17 protein-coding genes are annotated in these 16,840 nt (G+C 63.2%); 11 read left to right on the top strand and 6 right to left on the bottom strand.

What is annotated here, in order from left to right; genetic code table 11:
* Positions 1-336 precede the first annotated feature (336 nt).
* The 6 genes from FGW20_RS00360 (at position 337) to FGW20_RS00335 (ending at position 6,697) form a co-directional block, all read left to right on the top strand.
* The gene (locus FGW20_RS00360; protein ID WP_301676125.1) at positions 337-1,995 is read left to right on the top strand and encodes a 2-oxoacid:acceptor oxidoreductase subunit alpha; all 1,659 of its coding nucleotides are present in this window, start codon (positions 337-339) and stop codon (positions 1,993-1,995) included.
* Positions 1,992-2,876: a thiamine pyrophosphate-dependent enzyme gene (locus tag FGW20_RS00355; RefSeq protein ID WP_301676124.1), complete on the top strand. Its 885-nt coding sequence runs from the start codon at positions 1,992-1,994 to the stop codon at positions 2,874-2,876. The genes FGW20_RS00360 and FGW20_RS00355 overlap by 4 nt, the downstream gene beginning before the upstream one ends.
* A gap of 86 nt (positions 2,877-2,962) precedes the next feature.
* Entirely contained in the window at positions 2,963-3,775 is an 813-nt protein-coding gene (locus FGW20_RS00350) for a glucose 1-dehydrogenase (RefSeq protein WP_301676123.1), read from the top strand.
* Positions 3,776-3,940: 165 nt separating this feature from the next.
* Positions 3,941-5,452, top strand: coding sequence for an MFS transporter (locus FGW20_RS00345; RefSeq protein ID WP_301676122.1), 1,512 nt, complete (start codon positions 3,941-3,943; stop codon positions 5,450-5,452).
* 50 nt (positions 5,453-5,502) lie between these two features.
* Positions 5,503-6,231: a SagB/ThcOx family dehydrogenase gene (locus FGW20_RS00340; protein WP_301676121.1), complete on the top strand. Its 729-nt coding sequence runs from the start codon at positions 5,503-5,505 to the stop codon at positions 6,229-6,231.
* A 235-nt stretch (positions 6,232-6,466) separates the two neighbouring features.
* Positions 6,467-6,697 carry a hypothetical protein gene (locus tag FGW20_RS00335; RefSeq protein ID WP_301676120.1) on the top strand — a complete coding sequence of 77 codons (231 nt, stop codon included), beginning with the start codon at positions 6,467-6,469 and terminating at the stop codon, positions 6,695-6,697.
* Here the strand turns inward: FGW20_RS00335 and FGW20_RS00330 are convergent.
* Positions 6,657-8,585 carry an agmatine deiminase family protein gene (locus FGW20_RS00330; RefSeq protein WP_301676320.1) on the bottom strand — a complete coding sequence of 643 codons (1,929 nt, stop codon included), beginning with the start codon at positions 8,583-8,585 and terminating at the stop codon, positions 6,657-6,659. The genes FGW20_RS00335 and FGW20_RS00330 overlap by 41 nt on opposite strands.
* A 92-nt stretch (positions 8,586-8,677) precedes the next feature.
* On the opposite strand from FGW20_RS00330, the gene FGW20_RS00325 reads away from it, so the two are divergent.
* Positions 8,678-9,235: a manganese efflux pump MntP gene (locus tag FGW20_RS00325; RefSeq protein WP_301676119.1), complete on the top strand. Its 558-nt coding sequence runs from the start codon at positions 8,678-8,680 to the stop codon at positions 9,233-9,235.
* 3 nt (positions 9,236-9,238) lie between these two features.
* On the opposite strand, the gene FGW20_RS00320 is transcribed toward FGW20_RS00325, so the two are convergent.
* A complete protein-coding gene (locus tag FGW20_RS00320; RefSeq protein WP_301676118.1) occupies positions 9,239-10,159 on the bottom strand; it encodes a DUF362 domain-containing protein in 921 nt (306 codons plus the stop codon).
* A 327-nt stretch (positions 10,160-10,486) separates the two neighbouring features.
* Here FGW20_RS00320 and FGW20_RS00315 point away from each other — a divergent pair, with 327 nt between their 5' ends.
* Entirely contained in the window at positions 10,487-10,930 is a 444-nt protein-coding gene (locus FGW20_RS00315) for a hypothetical protein (RefSeq protein WP_367617906.1), read from the top strand.
* Here the strand turns inward: FGW20_RS00315 and proS are convergent, their stop codons facing one another.
* Genes proS through FGW20_RS00300 form a run of 3 tightly spaced genes read right to left on the bottom strand, consistent with a single transcriptional unit; the run spans position 10,931 to position 13,804 of the window.
* The gene (gene proS, locus FGW20_RS00310) at positions 10,931-12,364 is read right to left on the bottom strand and encodes a proline--tRNA ligase (RefSeq protein WP_301676116.1); all 1,434 of its coding nucleotides are present in this window, start codon (positions 12,362-12,364) and stop codon (positions 10,931-10,933) included. It abuts the gene before it with no gap.
* A 35-nt stretch (positions 12,365-12,399) separates the two neighbouring features.
* Complete coding sequence (locus FGW20_RS00305; RefSeq protein ID WP_301676115.1) at positions 12,400-12,966, bottom strand: stage II sporulation protein M; 567 nt, start codon at positions 12,964-12,966, stop codon at positions 12,400-12,402.
* Positions 12,959-13,804, bottom strand: a complete 846-nt coding sequence (locus FGW20_RS00300; RefSeq protein WP_301676114.1) for a DUF63 family protein — start codon at positions 13,802-13,804, stop codon at positions 12,959-12,961. Before FGW20_RS00300 ends, FGW20_RS00305 begins: the two co-directional genes overlap by 8 nt.
* 11 nt (positions 13,805-13,815) lie before the next feature.
* Between FGW20_RS00300 and FGW20_RS00295 the strand changes: the two genes are divergently transcribed.
* Both FGW20_RS00295 and FGW20_RS00290 read left to right on the top strand, forming a co-directional pair.
* Entirely contained in the window at positions 13,816-14,898 is a 1,083-nt protein-coding gene (locus FGW20_RS00295; RefSeq protein WP_301676113.1) for an NAD(P)-dependent glycerol-1-phosphate dehydrogenase, read from the top strand.
* A gap of 6 nt (positions 14,899-14,904) precedes the next feature.
* Positions 14,905-15,357 (top strand): UPF0179 family protein, encoded by a 453-nt coding sequence (locus FGW20_RS00290; RefSeq protein WP_301676112.1) that lies wholly within the window; start codon positions 14,905-14,907, stop codon positions 15,355-15,357.
* A 273-nt stretch (positions 15,358-15,630) separates the two neighbouring features.
* Here FGW20_RS00290 and FGW20_RS00285 read toward each other — a convergent pair whose 3' ends face one another.
* The gene (locus tag FGW20_RS00285; protein WP_301676111.1) at positions 15,631-16,494 is read right to left on the bottom strand and encodes an ADP-ribosylglycohydrolase family protein; all 864 of its coding nucleotides are present in this window, start codon (positions 16,492-16,494) and stop codon (positions 15,631-15,633) included.
* Between the two features lie 76 nt (positions 16,495-16,570).
* On the opposite strand from FGW20_RS00285, the gene FGW20_RS00280 reads away from it, so the two are divergent.
* Entirely contained in the window at positions 16,571-16,837 is a 267-nt protein-coding gene (locus FGW20_RS00280; RefSeq protein ID WP_221057171.1) for a UPF0058 family protein, read from the top strand.
* Positions 16,838-16,840: the final 3 nt, after the last annotated feature.

The raw sequence follows: 16,840 nt of genomic DNA, 5'->3' as shown, positions 1-16,840 counted from the left end.
TGAGCACCGCCAGGTGCGAGCCGCGAAGAGCGATGGGCGGAACGCCCGGAGCTTGAGCACCGCAGGTGCGAAGAACGCGAAGATCGGTTATCCGAGAGCAACTCCCCTTCGCGGCTTCGCGTTCTTCGCGTGAGGCCATATCATCGCATATAAACCGTTAACTCAAGCGAAGCCGCGAAGAACGCGAAGATCGGTTATCCGAGAGCAACTCCCCTTCGCGGCTTCGCGCTCTTCGCGTGAGGCCATAATCATGACCTTCCAGGAATGTGCATTCTCCACGTCCCCTTCCGGCACAACATATATACCCGCGGGCAATCTACGCCACGCCCGATCACCATGGCCGAATACTCCGTACTGATCGGCGGCAAGGCGGGGGAAGGCATCAACACGGCGGGCCTCTCCATCGCCGGTCTCTTCTCCCGCCTCGGCTACCGCACCTACATGTACTTCGATTATCCCTCGCTCATCCGCGGCGGGCACAACTTCGCAATCGTCCGGGCCGCAGACAGAGCGATCGGAGCGCATCGAACTCCGGTCGACGTCCTCCTGGCTTTCGACCAGAACAGCATCGAGAACCACCGCCAGAAGATCCACGACGGCACCACAGTCGTCCATGACGCCTCGCAGGTGGTGAGGGGCGAGGGCTACGGCCTCCCGCTCGACGATATCGTCAAGGAGGAGAACGCTCCCCCGATCACCAAGAACTCCGCGATGCTCGGGGCGCTTGCCCGGGTGGCGGGCATCGGGCGGGAGGTGCTCGAGGACGTCCTCCGCGGAAGCGTTCCGGCAAAACACCTGGAGGCGAATCTCAGGGTCGCCGGCCGGGGCTACGACGCCGTGGAGGAAGTCTTCACCGTCAAGAGGGGCGATGCACCGGCGTTCCCGGTCCTGACCGGAAACGAAGCCGCAGGGCTCGGGCTCGTCCACGGCGGGCTGGGCACCTACGTCGCGTACCCGATGACACCGTCATCGAGCCTCCTCCACTTCCTCGCGAACCGGGCCGAAGACCTCTCAGTCAAGGTCATTCATCCCGAAAACGAGATCAGCGTCATCCTGATGGCGCTCGGGCTCGCCTACGCCGGCGAAAAAACGGCGGTCGGCACCTCGGGCGGCGGGTTCTGCCTGATGACCGAAGGCCTCTCCCTTGCCGGGATGTCGGAGATTCCCGTGACGATCGTGATGGGGCAGCGGCCCGGCCCGAGCACCGGCCTGCCGACCTACACCTCCCAGACCGAGCTCCACTTTGTCCTGAACGCGGGCCAGGGCGAGTTCCCCCGGCTCGTCGTCGCCCCTGGCGACCTCGAAGAGACCTACGCCTGGTCGGCGGCCGCCCTGATGCTCTCCTGGAGATACCAGGTTCCCGCGATCGTCCTCACCGACAAGACGCTCGCGGAAGGCGCCTACTCGTTCGATCTCGGGTCGATCACCCCGCCCCCGGACAGGGAACCCGTGCTCTGGGATGGTGCAGGAGAGTACCGCCGGTATGTCCGGACGGAGGACGGGGTGTCGCCGCTCGCCTTCCCGGGAAGGGAGGGGGCAATCGTCAAGGCAACCAGTTACGCGCACGACGAGGCCGGGTTCACGACGGAAAAGCCGGTTGAGGCAAGGGAACTCCAGGAGAAGTTGCTCAGGAAAGGCGAGAGCCTGAAGGCGGAACTTGCTGCCTACCCGACGGTGAAGACCTACGGCGCACGGGACGCCGGGACGACAATCGTCTGCTGGGGTTCGCAGAAGTGGGTCTGCATCGAGGCCGCCGAGGAGTTCGGGGCACGGGTCGTCCAGCCGCTCGTCCTTTCGCCGTTCCCTACCCGGCAGTGGAAGGAAACGATGATCGGGGCAGGGAAGGTTGTCTGCGTCGAGAACAACGCTACCGGGCAGTTAGGCCGTCTCCTCCGCCAGCAGGGGTTCGATCCCGGCCGCCCAATCCTGAAGTACGACGGGCGGCCGTTCGCGGTCGACGAACTTACAGCACGGCTCGGGGAGGTCTTCGCATGACCCCGGATCGATCCCCCGGACACCCTGCCGGCGGTCTCATCAGCCCTGCGGAGAACACCTGGTGCCCCGGATGCGGCAACTTCTCGATCCAGCACATGATGAAGTCGGCCGTCGCCGAACTCTCGGAGGAGGAGGGGATACCCCTCGAGAACTTCGTTCTTCTCGGCGGGATCGGGTGCCACGGGAAACTGGCCGATTACCTGAACGTCAACAGCCTCTACGCCATCCACGGGCGTTCAGTTCCGGCGGCCACCGGGATACGCCTCGCAAATCCGGACTTAAAGGTGATCTGCCATGTCGGGGACGGGGACATCTACGCTGAGGGACTCGACCACCTCATCTTTGCAGCAAAACGGAACAGCGACATCACCGTCATCGTCCACGACAACCGGGTCTACGGGCTGACGACGGGGCAGTACACCCCGACGTCTCCGGCCGGTTTCAGGGGCCGTTCCACCCCGGGCGGCATCACGGAGCACCCCTTAAACCCGCTCGGACTCATGCTCGCCGCCGGGGCCACCTACATCGCGCGGGGCTACACGAAGAAGATCCGGCACTTAAAAGACCTCTTCAAGGAGGCGATCATGCACCGGGGGTTCTCGTTCGTCGACGTCCTCCAGATCTGCGCGACCTACTTCAACCTGACCGACTACTACAACGAGCACGCCTACGAGATACCGGCCGGCGAGGTCGATACCGGGAGGTTCGAGAGCGCTCTAGGAAAGATCCGGGAATGGGACTACGACCGGGAGGCGCCGATCCCGCTCGGGACGTTCTACTCGGTCGAGAAACCGGTCTACGAGGAGAAGTTCCAGGTGCTCGCGGCAGACAGATCAGAGAGGCGGGCGCTTGTCCGGAAGGTGGTCGAGGAGTGGCGGTGAGACCCGCCCGAGACATTCATAAACCACCTGCTCCACAGGGAGCCGCAACGGGCGGAGTGCCCGTATCACCCAGAAGGTGAGGCGATATGAAACAGCTGGAAGGAAAGAACGTCCTCATCACCGGCGGCTCGACCGGCATCGGCCGGGCAACGGCGATCAGGTTCGCGGACGAGGGCGCAAACGTCGCCATAAACTATCATTCGAGCGAGACGGAGGCCGAGATAACGCTTGAGGAGACGCAAGACGCCTGCAGCATCATCCGCGAGAAAGGATGCCGGGAGATGCTGGTCCAGGGGAACGTCGCGAACGAAGAGGACGTGAAACGTATATTCCGCGAGATCCTCACGGCGTGGGGGAGGCTTGACGTCCTGATCAACAACGCAGGTATCCAGACCGCAAACCCGACCCACGAGATGGCTATGGACGCCTACGACCGGGTTCTCGCGGTGAACCTCCGGGGCGCGTTCCTCTGCGCCCGGGAAGCCATACGTCATTTCCTCGACCGTGGGGGCGGGGGCATCATCCTTAACAACACCTCGGTTCACGAGACCATCCCAAAACCGCAGTACGCCCCCTATGCCGCGAGCAAGGCGGGACTCGGGGCTCTTTCAAGGACGCTCGCACTCGAATACGCCGGGAAGGGCATCCGGGTCAACACGGTCGCCCCCGGAGCAATCATTACTCCGATCAACCGGGAATGGACGGACGACCCCGAGAAGAAAGCGGTTGTGGAAGGACACATCCCGATGGGCCGCGGGGGAAAGCCCGAAGAGATCGCCGCGGTCTTTGCCTTCCTCGCCTCCGACGAGGCCGCCTACATCACCGGGCAGACCATCTACGTTGACGGCGGGCTGACCCTCTACCCCGACTTCAGGACGCCGTGGTCGTCGGGAAGTTGAGGGACGGCAGGGGCCCACAACAGGCATATCGGCCGCGCCGTTGACGGAGAGCCATGCAATTAATTCAAGCAGATTAATATAATTCTATTTTTATATGATCGGGCTCGAAGAATCGCCCGCCACAGGATCCGCTATGACGGGCGATCCACCGAGGTGACCAGTTTCGTGAGTATACGAAGAGGACGCAGACGGCGCATGGTCTTCGAGGCAAAAGAGAGCCTGACGGAAGAAGAGGTCGAGCACGGCCTGAAACTCGTCATTCGCGACGGCCTTGCCACTCAGGCGATGGTGACGCTGACCGGCGGCATCTTCCTCGTAGCCTTCGCCCTGCAGCTCGGGGCGTCCAACACCGTCATCGGCCTGCTCGCCGCAATCCCACCGCTCGCAGAACTCCTGCAGATACCCTCCATCTACATCGTCGACCGCCTCAGGATAAGGAGGCTCGTGGTTGTAGCGGCATCGTTCGCGGCGCGTCTCTGCTGGATACCCATCATCCTGATACCCTTCGTCCTCTCGCCGGGGCAGGGAGTGATCGCGCTCATCGCCTCGATTGCCCTCTACGCGTCGTTCTCGGCCATATCCCACTGCGGCTGGAACTCCTGGATGCGCGACCTGATACCGCAGGACCGGCTCGGCGAGTTCTTCTCCCGGCGGCTGACCCTCTCCACAGGAATCGCCCTCGTCATCAGCCTCGTCGCCGGGTTCTTCATCGACTCGTGGGAGATCGCCTTCCCCGACCTCGCCGCCTACGGCTACTCCGTCCTCTTCCTCCTCGGGCTCATCGCCGGGCTCGTCGGGATCACGTACATCGCCCGCACTCCCGAGCCCCGGATGGCCGTCGAAGATGGAGGAGACGGCCTGCTCGCCGCGATCAAAAAGCCGTTTGCGGACCTGAACTTCAAGAACCTCATCATCTTCCTCGGGTCGTGGAACTTCGCCGTCAACCTCGCGTCGCCGTTCTTCACGGTCTACATGCTGCAGAGGATCGGGCTTGACATCTCGATCGTCGTCGCTCTCAGCGTCCTCAGCCAGGTCATGAACATCGTCTTCTTCCGCTCGTGGGGCCGGGTCTCCGACCGCTACTCCAACAAGTCGGTTCTTGCCGTGAGCGGCCCGCTCTTCATGCTCGCGATCTTCGCATGGATGTTCGTCACGCTCCCGAACGTCTATGTCCTGACCTACCCGCTGCTTGTCCTCATCCACATCCTGATGGGGATCTCCCTTGCCGGGGTCTCGCTCGCTTCGGGAAACATCGGCCTGAAGATGGCGCCGCAGGGCCAGGCGACCAGTTACCTTGCAGCAAGCACCTTCGCCAACTCCGTCGCCGCCGGCGTCGCCCCGATCCTCGGCGGGCTCCTCGTGGACTTCTTCGCCGAGCGGGAACTGATCTGGACCCTGATCTGGAGAGACCCGGTGCAGGAACTCGTCTTCGTCACCCTGGATCTCCAGCAGTGGGAGTTCTTCTTCCTCTTCGCCTTCATCCTCGGGCTCTACTCCCTCCACCGCCTGACGGCGGTGCAGGAGGAGGGGGAGGCAAAGGAGCAGGAGGTCGTCGACGAACTCATCTCGGGGGTCAGGCGGGACATGCGCAACTTCTCCCCGGTTGGAGGTCTCCGGGACTTCGTGAAGTTCCCCTTCTCGTCCATCGGTGACCGCCGCAAAAAGAAGAAGCGGTAGGCCGGGGGTGCCCCGATACCATCATGAGCCCGGAGGCAGAGTCCGGTCTCATGAACCGGAGATACTCTCGCTTCACCCTCGCCATCGCCGCAACGCTTGCCGTGATGCTCGCTGCCGGATGCGCGGGCATCCCCCCGGAACCGGGCAGCAACGGCACGCCGGAACCGCCAAAAGACGCGATCGTCCTCCCGGAGCCACGCGGAGAGGGAGACGTCTCCGTCGAGGAGGCGCTCTCGGCACGGCGGTCGGTCAGGATCTACGCCGATGTGCCGCTCGCACTCGATGACGCCGGGCAGACCCTCTGGGCGGCACAGGGGGTCACGGACGACCGGGGTTACCGGACCTCCCCCTCCGCCGGAGGGCTCTACCCGCTGGAGGTCTACCTTGTCGCGGGCAGCGTCACGGGTCTTGAGCCGGGTGTCTACCATTACCGGCCGGGAGAGCACCTGCTCGTCCGGGTCGGCGCCGGCGACCAGCGTGCCGCACTGCAGGCGGCGGCCGTCAACCAGACCTCCGTGGGCGACGCCCCGGCAACCATCGTCATCGCGGCTGTTCCGGAACGGACGACCGTGAAGTATGGTGAACGCGGGATGCGCTACGTGTACATGGAGGCCGGGCACGCAGCAGAGAACGTCTATCTCCAGGCGGAGGCGCTCGATCTCGCCACCGTCGTCATCGGGGCGTTCGACGAGGATGAGGTCCGGGAAGTCCTCGCGCTCCCGGAGAACACGACACCGCTCTACCTCATGCCGGTGGGACGGCCCGTTCCAGGTGCCTGAGGAACGATCGCACGCGAAGCGCGGTAAATGGGTACTGACGACTTCCCTTCGCGGCTTCGCGTCCTTCGAAGACCTTCGGCCTTCTCAAGCTCCGGATGTCCCATCCGTCGCACTTCGCGTGAGGCCGTTTCTGTGCTCAACCTGATTAGCTCACGCGAAGAACGACGCTTCGTCAGAAGCGGAGTTGGAGCACCGTAGGTGCGAGCCGCGAAGAACGCGAAAGGAGTTCTAGCGAATGCTTGAAATCACGGGCCGTCCACAGGGCGGCATGATGGACGCCCTCGAAGCCATCATGACACGGCGGAGCGTGCAGGAGTACACCGTCGCGGCGTTTGCCCTCGTCACCGCCGGCTACCCGGCCGTCTCCGTCATCGCAATCCTGCTCGCCTTCGCCGGCTGGACCTGGAGCACGGCGACCTACGCCATCATTCCTCTCGTGATGCGCATTCTGTCCCCGGAGAGGTGACGGACGGCTGCTGTTGGCTGACGCAGTGAATCGCACCGAAACCCGCAACCATCGCCGTGCAGTCGATCCCGACGACCTCCCGATCGGGGAAGACCTGCTGAATCCGGGCTACGGCGATCCTGTCGTTCGGGTGCCCGAAAACCGGCACCAGCACGACGGTGTTTCCGATGTAGAAGTTCGCGTAACTTGCCGGCAGCCTCTTCGCACCGCCAACCCTCCCCGGCATCGGGAGCGGGATGACCGTTAAGGGGTTGCCGTCCTGGTCGGTCGAAGAGAGGAGGATCTTGTAATTCTCCTGCAGGACGGCGTAGTTCTCATCGTCCTCGTTCTCCTCGAGCGCACAGAAGACCGTCGTCGGGTTCACAAACCGGACGATATCGTCGATGTGGCCGTCGGTGTCGTCGCCGGCGATCCCCTCCTTGAGCCAGATGACGTGACCGGCGCCGAGGTACGCCTCCAGGTAGGCCTCAACCTCCTCCCGGGCGAGGTCCGGGTTCCGGTTGGGGTTTAAGAGGCAGGCCTCCGTCGTGACCACCGTGCCGCACCCGTTCACCTCGATAGACCCACCCTCGAGGACGATCCCGGGGGTGAAGAGGGGGAGTTCCATCTCCCGGTTCATGGCAAGCGGGATCCGGGAATCTTCCATGAGCTCCGCGTACTTCTCGCCCCAGGCGTTGAACGTCCAGTTCACCATCGCGAGACTTCCGGTCTTTCTGTTCACCAGGAACGTCGGCCCGTAGTCCCGGAACCAGACATCGGCGTACTCAGCGAGGTGGAACCTGATGCCACCCGTATCGACACCTTCCTCCTCCAGCATCGCCTCGATGCGGGTGCGCATCACTTCGCTCGTGACGAGGAGGTCAACGGTCTCTGAGCCGCGGAGCGCCGCGATGATCTCGACATAAATCCCCTCCACCGCGGCAAGGTCGGGGAACGTCTCGCGGTCGTGGGGCCAGGAGAGCCAGACGGCGTCATGCGGCTCCCACTCCGCAGGCATGCGGTAGCCGGAAGCCGCAGGAGTCATGCCCGGCGGGAGTCTCCGGGCGAGCAGTCCGTAGGTCTCCGGGCGCCGGTTCCGGAAGAATCCCCAGCCCTCCCGGACGTTCTCGTTCCCCGCGAGGTCGACCTCCACGACGAGAACCTCTTCGTCGGTCTCGCTCGCCCGGGCAACGACGTTCCCGAACGCGTCGGTGACAAACGAACTCCCGAAGAACCGGATATCGCCCTCGTCCCCCACCCGGTTGACGGCGGCGACATGGACGCTGTTTGCGATCGCATGGCCGCGCTGCACCGTCTCCCACGCCTCGCGCCAGTCACCCTCGGGCGGTTCTTCCCCGGCAATCCGGCCGATGGCGGTCGGGTAGAAGACGATCTCTGCACCCGCGAGCGCAACCGCCCGCGCGGCTTCCGGGAACCACTGGTCGTAGCAGATGAGCACGCCAATCCGGCCGTACCGGGTATCGTAGACCCGGTAGCGGTCTCCGGGCAGGAAATAGGTCTTTTCGTAAAAGAGCGGATCACAGGGGACGTGCACCTTCCGGTAGGCGGGGAGGAGCCTGCCGTCGGCGTCGATCACCACGGCGGTGTTGTAGTGCTCGCCTGATTCGGCACGCTCGTAGACCGGCACGATGACCACCACGCCATGCTCCCGCGCAAGCACCGCGAAGGCTTCGGTCGACGGCCCCGGGATCGTCTCGGCGTAGCGGGAAGCATCCGTGTCCTCGTACTGCGGGAAGTAGGGGACGCGGTAGAGTTCCTGCAGGCAGAGGAGCCGCGCACCCTTCGCGATCGCCACTCTTGCCGCTTCAAGGGTGCGTTCCAGGTTGCGGTCGGGATCATCGGTCACTGCCGTCTGGATGAGGCCGATCGTTTGCGTGCTCATCTCCATCATCTCTCCGTATCGGTAGGACACTCCAGCGTTTTATAGCATCCGCCGGGCCATAGCGTTATCCGGCACCGTGTCGAAGATCTCCGGAAGCAATGGAGTTTGCGACGACACTCCTCATCGCTGTCGGACTTGCGATGGATGCGTTTGCGGTCTCGATCAGCGGAGGGGCCGCGATCAGAGAGGGCAGGATCCAGTGGGCACTCATCATTGGAGCCCTCTTCGGGGGGTTCCAGGCGGGGATGCCGGTGCTCGGGTGGCTCGCCGGGACGGCCCTCGCCTCGTTCGTCGGGACATATGGCCCCTGGATAGCCTTTCTGCTCCTCGCCCTCATCGGCGGGAAGATGATCGTCGAGGCGGTGCGAGGCGACGGCGAGAGCGTCCGGTTCGAGAACGGCGCGACCGTCCTCCTTCTCCTCGCCATCGCAACGAGCATCGATGCCCTCGCCGTCGGCGTCTCGTTTGCCGTGCTGGATACCCCGATCGCTCTGCCCGCAACCACGATCGGGATCGTCACCTTCGCTTTCTCCGCCGCCGGCGTGCTCCTCGGGAGCGCGTTCGGGCATATCATGGGGCGGAAGGCCGGCATCGTCGGCGGGGTGATCCTCGTCGGGATCGGCCTACGGATCCTGCTCGAGCACCTCTTCTTCTGACCTTCAGGCGCTTTCGTCCAGGATCCGCCGCATATCAAGGACGAGGTTTTTGCTTTCGGAGTCGAGCGCGACGAGCCGGAGATCCGCGGCCGACCTGACACCGATGCCGAGCTCCACGGCCCGGGCAATGGTATCCATTCCAAATATCCGGCCCCGCATCACTTCCGGCGTCGAGCCGTAGTGCCGGAGAAGCGCGATCCCGGCGGCGTCGAGAGCGACCCGGTCGGTGCTCGCGAGGATGACGTTCGGGGCGATGCGGTTGCCCCGCTCGGGCCCCCCGGTCGAGAACCCCTCCGTCGCGTCCATGACGGCGACAGCACAGGGAACAAACCGGTTGATCTCGGCGACCATCCGCCTCTGGTGCGGTGACGAGTGCAACTCCGCCATGTAGTCGTAGCCGTCCCCGGGGTTCCTCGCCGCCACCGTTCCGACCATATTCTTCAGAGAAAGGGAGACGTGGCCGCCGAACCGGTGCGTCTTCAAGCAGCAGGTCTGGATAACCGCATCGGCCTCCCGGAAGAGCCGGGCGACCAGGAACCCGCGCCCCCAGTGAAGATCGTCGGGCGGGATCGCCTCCCACCCCTCCGGGGGGAGCGAATCGAGCACCGCCACCTCCGCACCCGTACGGGCCGCTATCCCGGCGGCACCCCGGTTCTTCAGCACCAGAGCGGTCTCTCCCATCCCGCTCCGCTCCCCGAGCACGATCGACCGGGCGCCGGCATCGCGGACCCGTGTGAGGATCGCCTCCAGCATATCAGGATGGGTTGTCGCAGGAAACGGATCGTCACTGTTGAAGTTCGCCTTGACCGCAACGGCGTTTCCATCGAGGGAAGGGAGAGCAATCTCGCGCCAGAGTGCCTCGACGGCATGGTAGCGGTCAGATGCATCGATAACGTAGACTTCGGATGCCGCTGGGGATGCCATGCGCGCAAAGTGCCACGACAACCTATAAAAGATCTATGCCGACAGCCCGGAGCGTGCTAACACAGCTTGTTTGCAGGCATTCAGGTTTACAGGCATTCAGGTTTGCAAGGAAGGGGATCGCGGCGGGTCCCGACGCCGCGGGCAAGTGGATCCTTCGGCCACATTCGACACGTATAAGAGCACCCCGAACGCAATACGTAGTAAACCTCACGACAATCGTAGAGATCGCGCATCTCGCGTGGAATGCTTCCAGAAGGCACGAAGCCCCGCGCCCGGTGTCTCTGGAAGAGTAAGAGGTATGAGGCCAGTATAAACATGACTTCCAGAATGCATACCCCCCACACCACCTGCCCCAGCTGCCATGAAGAGGTCTACCTGGACGAACTCGTGGGTGGGCGCTGCCCCCTCTGCGGGTATTCCCTCGATGAAGACGACGGAACATGCAGCGAATATGAGGAGACTATAGAGCGCTCCGACCTCGGGTGGATGATCTTCCAATTTTATGTCTTCAAACGGTTCTGCAGCAAAGGAGCAAACCCGCTCCAGGTCATGCAGATCCTCTCGCGGTACGAGGAGCTCACCCAGTGCAATCCCGCCGACGCGGAGAAGATGCAGTTCTCTCTGGAAGTTCCGATGAACCGCTGGGAACGGCTTCTCCCGAAGAGATGCAAAACATGCGGGAGACTATTCTTCCTGGGCGGAAAAGCAACGATATCGGGAGACCTTGCGTCCCCCGAACACGTAAAAACGTATACCTGCCCGTCCTGCTGATCAGTAGGTCCGGGCAACCAGGGCGGATCTGCCTTCGCCGCCACAGACGACGCACGGCCCGTCCGAGACGGCGATCAGGTCCGATCGGATATCGGACCCGATGATGCTCGCATCCACCGCCGCCTCAATCTTTTCTGCGCACTCCTGTGACCCGCACCAGTGAACGACCGCAACCCCGCTCTTCACCGCTTCGGCGGTCTCCTCGAGCGTCGCGACAGCGGTTATCCGTGCGGCCATCGCCTGCCGCGCCGCCTGCGAGAGATCCTCCCCGAACGTACTAAGGACGGAGGTGATCCCTTCGACGACGCCCCGGCGGTCGAGCGTGGTCTTTTTGCCTGTCCGGGTTACGGCGACGACCGTATTCGCATCGACGTCCCGCGGCCCGACCTCGACCCGGAGCGGCACGCCGCGCATCTCCCAGTGGTAGTACTTCGCGCCCGGACGCATATCCCGCGCATCGAGTTTCACGGCGAACCCGGCGTCACGGAGCTCCGATTCAAGCGCCGTGGCCGACGCGAGCACCTCGTCACGTCGCTTCCCGACGATGATCGGCACGACGACGATCTCGATCGGCGCAACCGCCGGCGGCAGCACGAGCCCCTTATCGTCGCCGTGGACGCTGACGACGGCCGCAATCGACCGTTCGGAGATGCCGTAGCAGGTCTGGTAGCCATACTGCTGCTCGCCGTTCGCGTCCTCGTAGGTGATGGCATAGGTGCGGGAGAAGTGGTCGCCGAGCATGTGCACCGTTCCTATCTGGAGCGTTTTGCCATCAGGCATGATGGTGTCGACCGCGATGGTGTAGTCGGCGCCCGGGAACTTGTCCCAGTCCGGGCGGCGCGAGAGGATCACCGGGACGCGGAGCGTGTCGTAGAACTCCTTATAGAGGCCGAGCGCGACCTCAACCTGCGCCGCCGCCTCCTCCCACGACGCGTGCACGGTATGCGCCTCCTTAAACGACGTGATCTCCCGGAGACGGATGAGCGGGCGGGTATGTTTCGTCTCGTAGCGGAACGTATTGACGACCTGGTAGAGTTTCAAGGGCAGATCCGTATGCGACCGGATCCAGAGAGCGTACATCGGGTAGATGGCGGTCTCGCTCGTCGGCCTGAGGGCCAGCGGGACGTCGAGCTCGTTCCTGCCGCCGTGGGTGACCCAGTAGACCTCGTCCTCGAAACCCTTGATGTGCTCGGCCTCCTTCATGAACTCGGTCTTCGGGATGAGGAGCGGAAACATCGTCTCAGCGTGGTCGCGGTCCATCAGGTCCCGGAGTATCCCGTATGCACGCTTCCGGATGCCGAACCCGTGGGGATACCAGACGTACAGTCCCTTGACCGGGTAGCGGACGTCCATGATCTCGGCTCGCCAGAGAATCTCGTTATACCACTCAGAAAAACTCTCTTTCCGGGGAAGTGCTCCTGTATCTTCTTCCATCCGTCTCGTACCTCAAAAACTATCGATCTGCCTCGTTAAGCGATCATACTTAGGATTGCCGGCGTAATAAATGCCTCTACGACCGCGGCGACCGCGAGGAGCGGGACAACCACCCGGAGAAAGATCCGGGCGAGAGGCCCGGCTTCTGCGGCGGCATCTCCCGTGCCGTGCCATTCGTCGACGAGCTCCCGCCCGAGGAGGAGACCGAGCCCCCCAGCGATGAGGAAAGCGGGGATCTCGAAGATGCCGTGGGGGACGAGCGCCGTTGCAATGAAGAGCATGCCCTGCTGCTGCCGCATGAGTTCGGTCAACGCACCGATCAGGAGTCCGTTGACCGAGAGGATCAGCATCGTGACCAGGCCGAGCGAGGCCCCCCCGAGGAAGAGGAGGAGACAGGCGGCCAGGTTGTTCAGGAAGAGTTTGCCCGCAAGGACGGGCGGGGAGTCGGAGAGGAGCTGGCCCACCACCTGCTCGCTGAAGAGGGACATGGCCTGTGCTCCCAAACCCGGGTCGCGAGCCACGACAAAGACACCGATGCCGATCGAGACGGCGAAGAGGACGGCCGCGAAGACCGTGGACCTGGCGAGCGATGTCTCAGACATAGAGCACCATCCGTACCAGGCTCCGTATTCCCGGCGCCATGCCGACGACGATCATGGCGAGCAGGATGAGGTGCCAGAGGCCGGGGCTTCCTTCGCGCCGGTACATCTCGAGGACGTAGACGGCGGGGACGATCACCGCGAACTTCAGGAGGAACATCGAGAAGGCGGTTCCGGTCGCATCGATCAGGGCCGCACCCACGACGTGCTGTTCGACATAGCCGACGGGATGGATGTCGATCCCGTAACTCGTGGCGCTCGCGTCCAGCATGTGGCCAAAGATGAGGAGTTTGTAGAGCGTGTTCGAGGCGTAATCCCACTTCAGCACGTAAACGAGGAACGCCCAGAGGGCGAGCGACGAGACGGCCGTAAGGGCGAGGATGAGGCCGAAGACGTCGAGCGCGATCGTCGTCTCGGTGAGGCCGAACCAGGCGAGCGCTGAAGCGGCAACAATGCAGGCAACGACTCCTGCGCCCCCGTAGATACGGCTGTAGCGGGCGACGAGACCGGCGTTCTCCGCAAGTTTCCCGGCAAAGAGAGCGACACCTGCGATCGCAAAGATCGTGAAGAAGATCAGGGGCGTAATCAGGAGGAACCGGAAGTCGGAGGTGATCATCCCGGTATCCTCGACGACCCGGAGAAGCCCTCCCAGGACGACGAACGGTAGGGTGGCAATCACCAGATCGCCGTCGACGGCAATCCCGTATCGCCGGAGCCCCCGGTAGACAAGATAGACCGCTGCGATGAGGATCAGGGCATAGGTCAACGTATCGACGAGCGTATACGCCTCGCCGTAACGAATGGGATCTATGTAATATTTGTAGAGGAACTCCCTAATCATTGTTGATCTAAATGAGCGCAGACCGCATAAACCTACTCAGAACCAAGGTCTTCGACAAGTCGAAATGGATGCAGCTCCCCCGTGATGTCGTCATCGGTCACGATGTCATCGAGCAGATCCCGACTGTCTGCGAAGACCTTGCCCTCGGCGACTCTGTGCTCATCGTATCAGGAGACCGGACACGGGATGTCGCCGGGAAGAGGGTCGAGGCTCTCCTTTCCGGTTCCTACGAGATCGCGACGTTTGCTGCGGGCGAAGACGATCCTCTCGAGACGATCAGAAAAGCCGAAGAAGCGGTGGCAGAGGCCGGGTTCGTCATCGGCGTCGGCGGAGGCCGGGTCATCGACGTCGCGAAGATCGCCTCTTACAACACCGACCGCCACTTCATCAGCATCCCCACCGCCGCATCGCACGACGGGATCGTCTCATCGCGTGCCTCGGTGCCGACCGCCGACGGAAACGTCTCGCTCGCGGCCGAACCACCCATCGCCGTCGTCGCAGACACCGCCGTCATCGCGTCGGCGCCTCACCGGCTGCTGGCGTCCGGGTGTGCAGACATCATCGCAAACTACACCGCAATCCGCGACTGGGAACTCTCTCACCGTCTCCGGGGCGAGCCGCTCTCGGAGTACGCGCTGACGCTCTCCCGGATGACCGCTGAGATCCTTTTTAAGAACGCCGACCTCATCAAACCCCACTCCGAGGAGAGTGCCTGGCTCGTGACGAAAGCGCTGGTTTCTTCAGGCGTCGCGATGAGTATCGCGGGATCATCACGGCCCGGGAGCGGCGGCGAGCACAAGTTCTCCCACGCGCTGGAGATACTCGCACCGGGAAAGGGGCTCCACGGGGAGAAGTGCGGGATCGGGGCGATCATCACGATGTACCTCCACGGCGGGGACTGGGAGGGAATCCGTGACTCGCTCAAGAAGATCGGCGCACCGACAACCCCTGCCGGGATCGGGGTCGACGACGAGACGGCCGTTGCGGCGCTCCTCGCCGCGAGGACGATCCGGCCGGAACGGTTCACCATCCTGGATATGGGATTGACCGAGGAGTCGGCGCAGGACCTCGTGAAGATGCTCTACCGGGAGTGAGGCAAGATGGTGAAAGGGAAGACAAAGGTAACGCTGATTGGGGCGAAACTCGCAAAGCCGGGACTTGATTTCGTCTACGAAGGCAACTCGTGTCCGGAGTGCGAGAGCTGCAAGGTCCGCAAGGTCTGCCATAACCTGCAGCCGGGGAAGCGGTACCGTGTCGCCACCGTCCGTGCAAACACCCGGCACGACTGCCCGGTTCACCACGAAGCGGTGGTCGCGGTCGACGTCGTGGAAGCACCCATCGTCGCACTCATCAGCGCCGACATGGCGATAGCGAACTCGAGGATCAGCTACGAGTTCTCCTGCCCGAAAATCGAGTGCCGGAGTTACCGGCTCTGCCGTCCCGACGGGATCATCGAGGGGGCGAAGTACGTCGTCAGGGAGGTTCTCGGCAACGCCCCCGACATCTGCGAACGGGGCCGGGCACTGAAATTGGTGGAACTGCGGCCGGTGTGAGGCCGCTGCGGCGAGCCGTCCTCCTGCACAGCACTCTCACGAAAAGGGCGACCCTGCGCACCTGGCGGTGCTCATGCTCCTGCCATTCTGGCAGTCGCACTTCGCGGCTTCGCGCTCTTCGCGTGAGACTGTATTACTATCAACAATCAATATCGCACGCGAAGCCGCGAAGAACGCGAAGTTCGGCATAATTACCTGTAACTCTCCTTCGAAGCCTGATGGCTTCTCATGCTCGCTCCGCTTGCACCTCGCGTGAGGCCGTACCGCTATCCTTTATGGGCGGCTCATCGCCCAGAGCCGCCGGGCGAGGTCAAGGAGTTCCTCCCGGTCCTGGAGCGCGGCGAGCCACGATGGGGGGATCGCCTCGCATCCGTACCGTGCCCCGGCGAGCCCGCCGACGATCGCGCCGACGGTATCGGCATCGCCCCCGAGGTTGACCGCCGTGACCACCGCATCCCGAAAGGACGGGGCGTCCATGAAGACCCTGACGGCGCAGTGAGTGCAGAGGACGGCGTCGAGCGATGGTTCCGGCGGATGCGCCCGGTAATCCTCGAGGAGTCCACGGAGTTCGGGATCCTCGCAGGCGGCAAGCGCCCGGCCGAAAGCTACGAGAGCCTCTTCTCCCCGGCAGATCCCGCTGACCATCCGGTTGACGAACGCCGAGGCTTCACCAGCGACAGGATCGAAGTGCGTCACGCGGGATGCGGCGAGGCTCGCTTCGCGCACCACCGCGGGCGGGTAGAAGATCCCGACCGGGATACCGCGCATAACACTCCCGTTACTCCGGCTCCCGCCCCGCGCCTCGTGCGCCATCCTTGCGGCGACCGTGGGCGCGACGCCCGCCTCAACCTGATCGAGGACGGCCCGGGATGTCGGCCCGAAGAACTCCGGGTGAGCGCGATAGACCAGAACCAGGCGGCGAGCGAAGTCCGCCGGGTCGAACCCTCCGCACTCGAGAAGGGTCTCTGCCAGGGCTGACGCCTGGAGGGTGTCGTCGGTGTACTGGCCCGGGAGGACGTCGTGAATCCCGCCACCCCGCATCTCTGCTACGGCAATCGGAGGCGGCGGAAGGCCTTCCAGGGGCGCGCCCAGAGCATCGCCGATTGCAAGCCCTATGAACGCTCCGACTGCCCGCATCTTGTGCATACAAAAAGATCACCAACAAATTATATCTACCCGCGGACAGTAGTATTCTTCGAGGAAAGGTGATATCGTGCAAAAGGAAGAGCTGCTCCACTTACATATGCTATTAGTCCACATCAGGAAGTACTACGAAAGCACAACGGGGGAGGATGTCCCGACCGACCAGTACAACGCTCTCCACATCTCACCCGTCCATATCCACAAGAATAAGGTCACTCACAAAAAGGCTATTTTAACGCTCGGGAGCGAGATCATCCACCATATCCGGGCCAACCACAATCCTTACATCGAATATCACGCCGATTTTCAGTCCGAACGTATAGCAACCGAACACTAAGCG

This window comes from Methanoculleus methanifontis (genome assembly GCF_030464365.1).
Lineage (GTDB): Archaea > Halobacteriota > Methanomicrobia > Methanomicrobiales > Methanoculleaceae > Methanoculleus > Methanoculleus methanifontis.
Note: the sequence above shows the minus strand (reverse complement) of the source record. Positions and strands in the feature narration are given on the sequence as shown.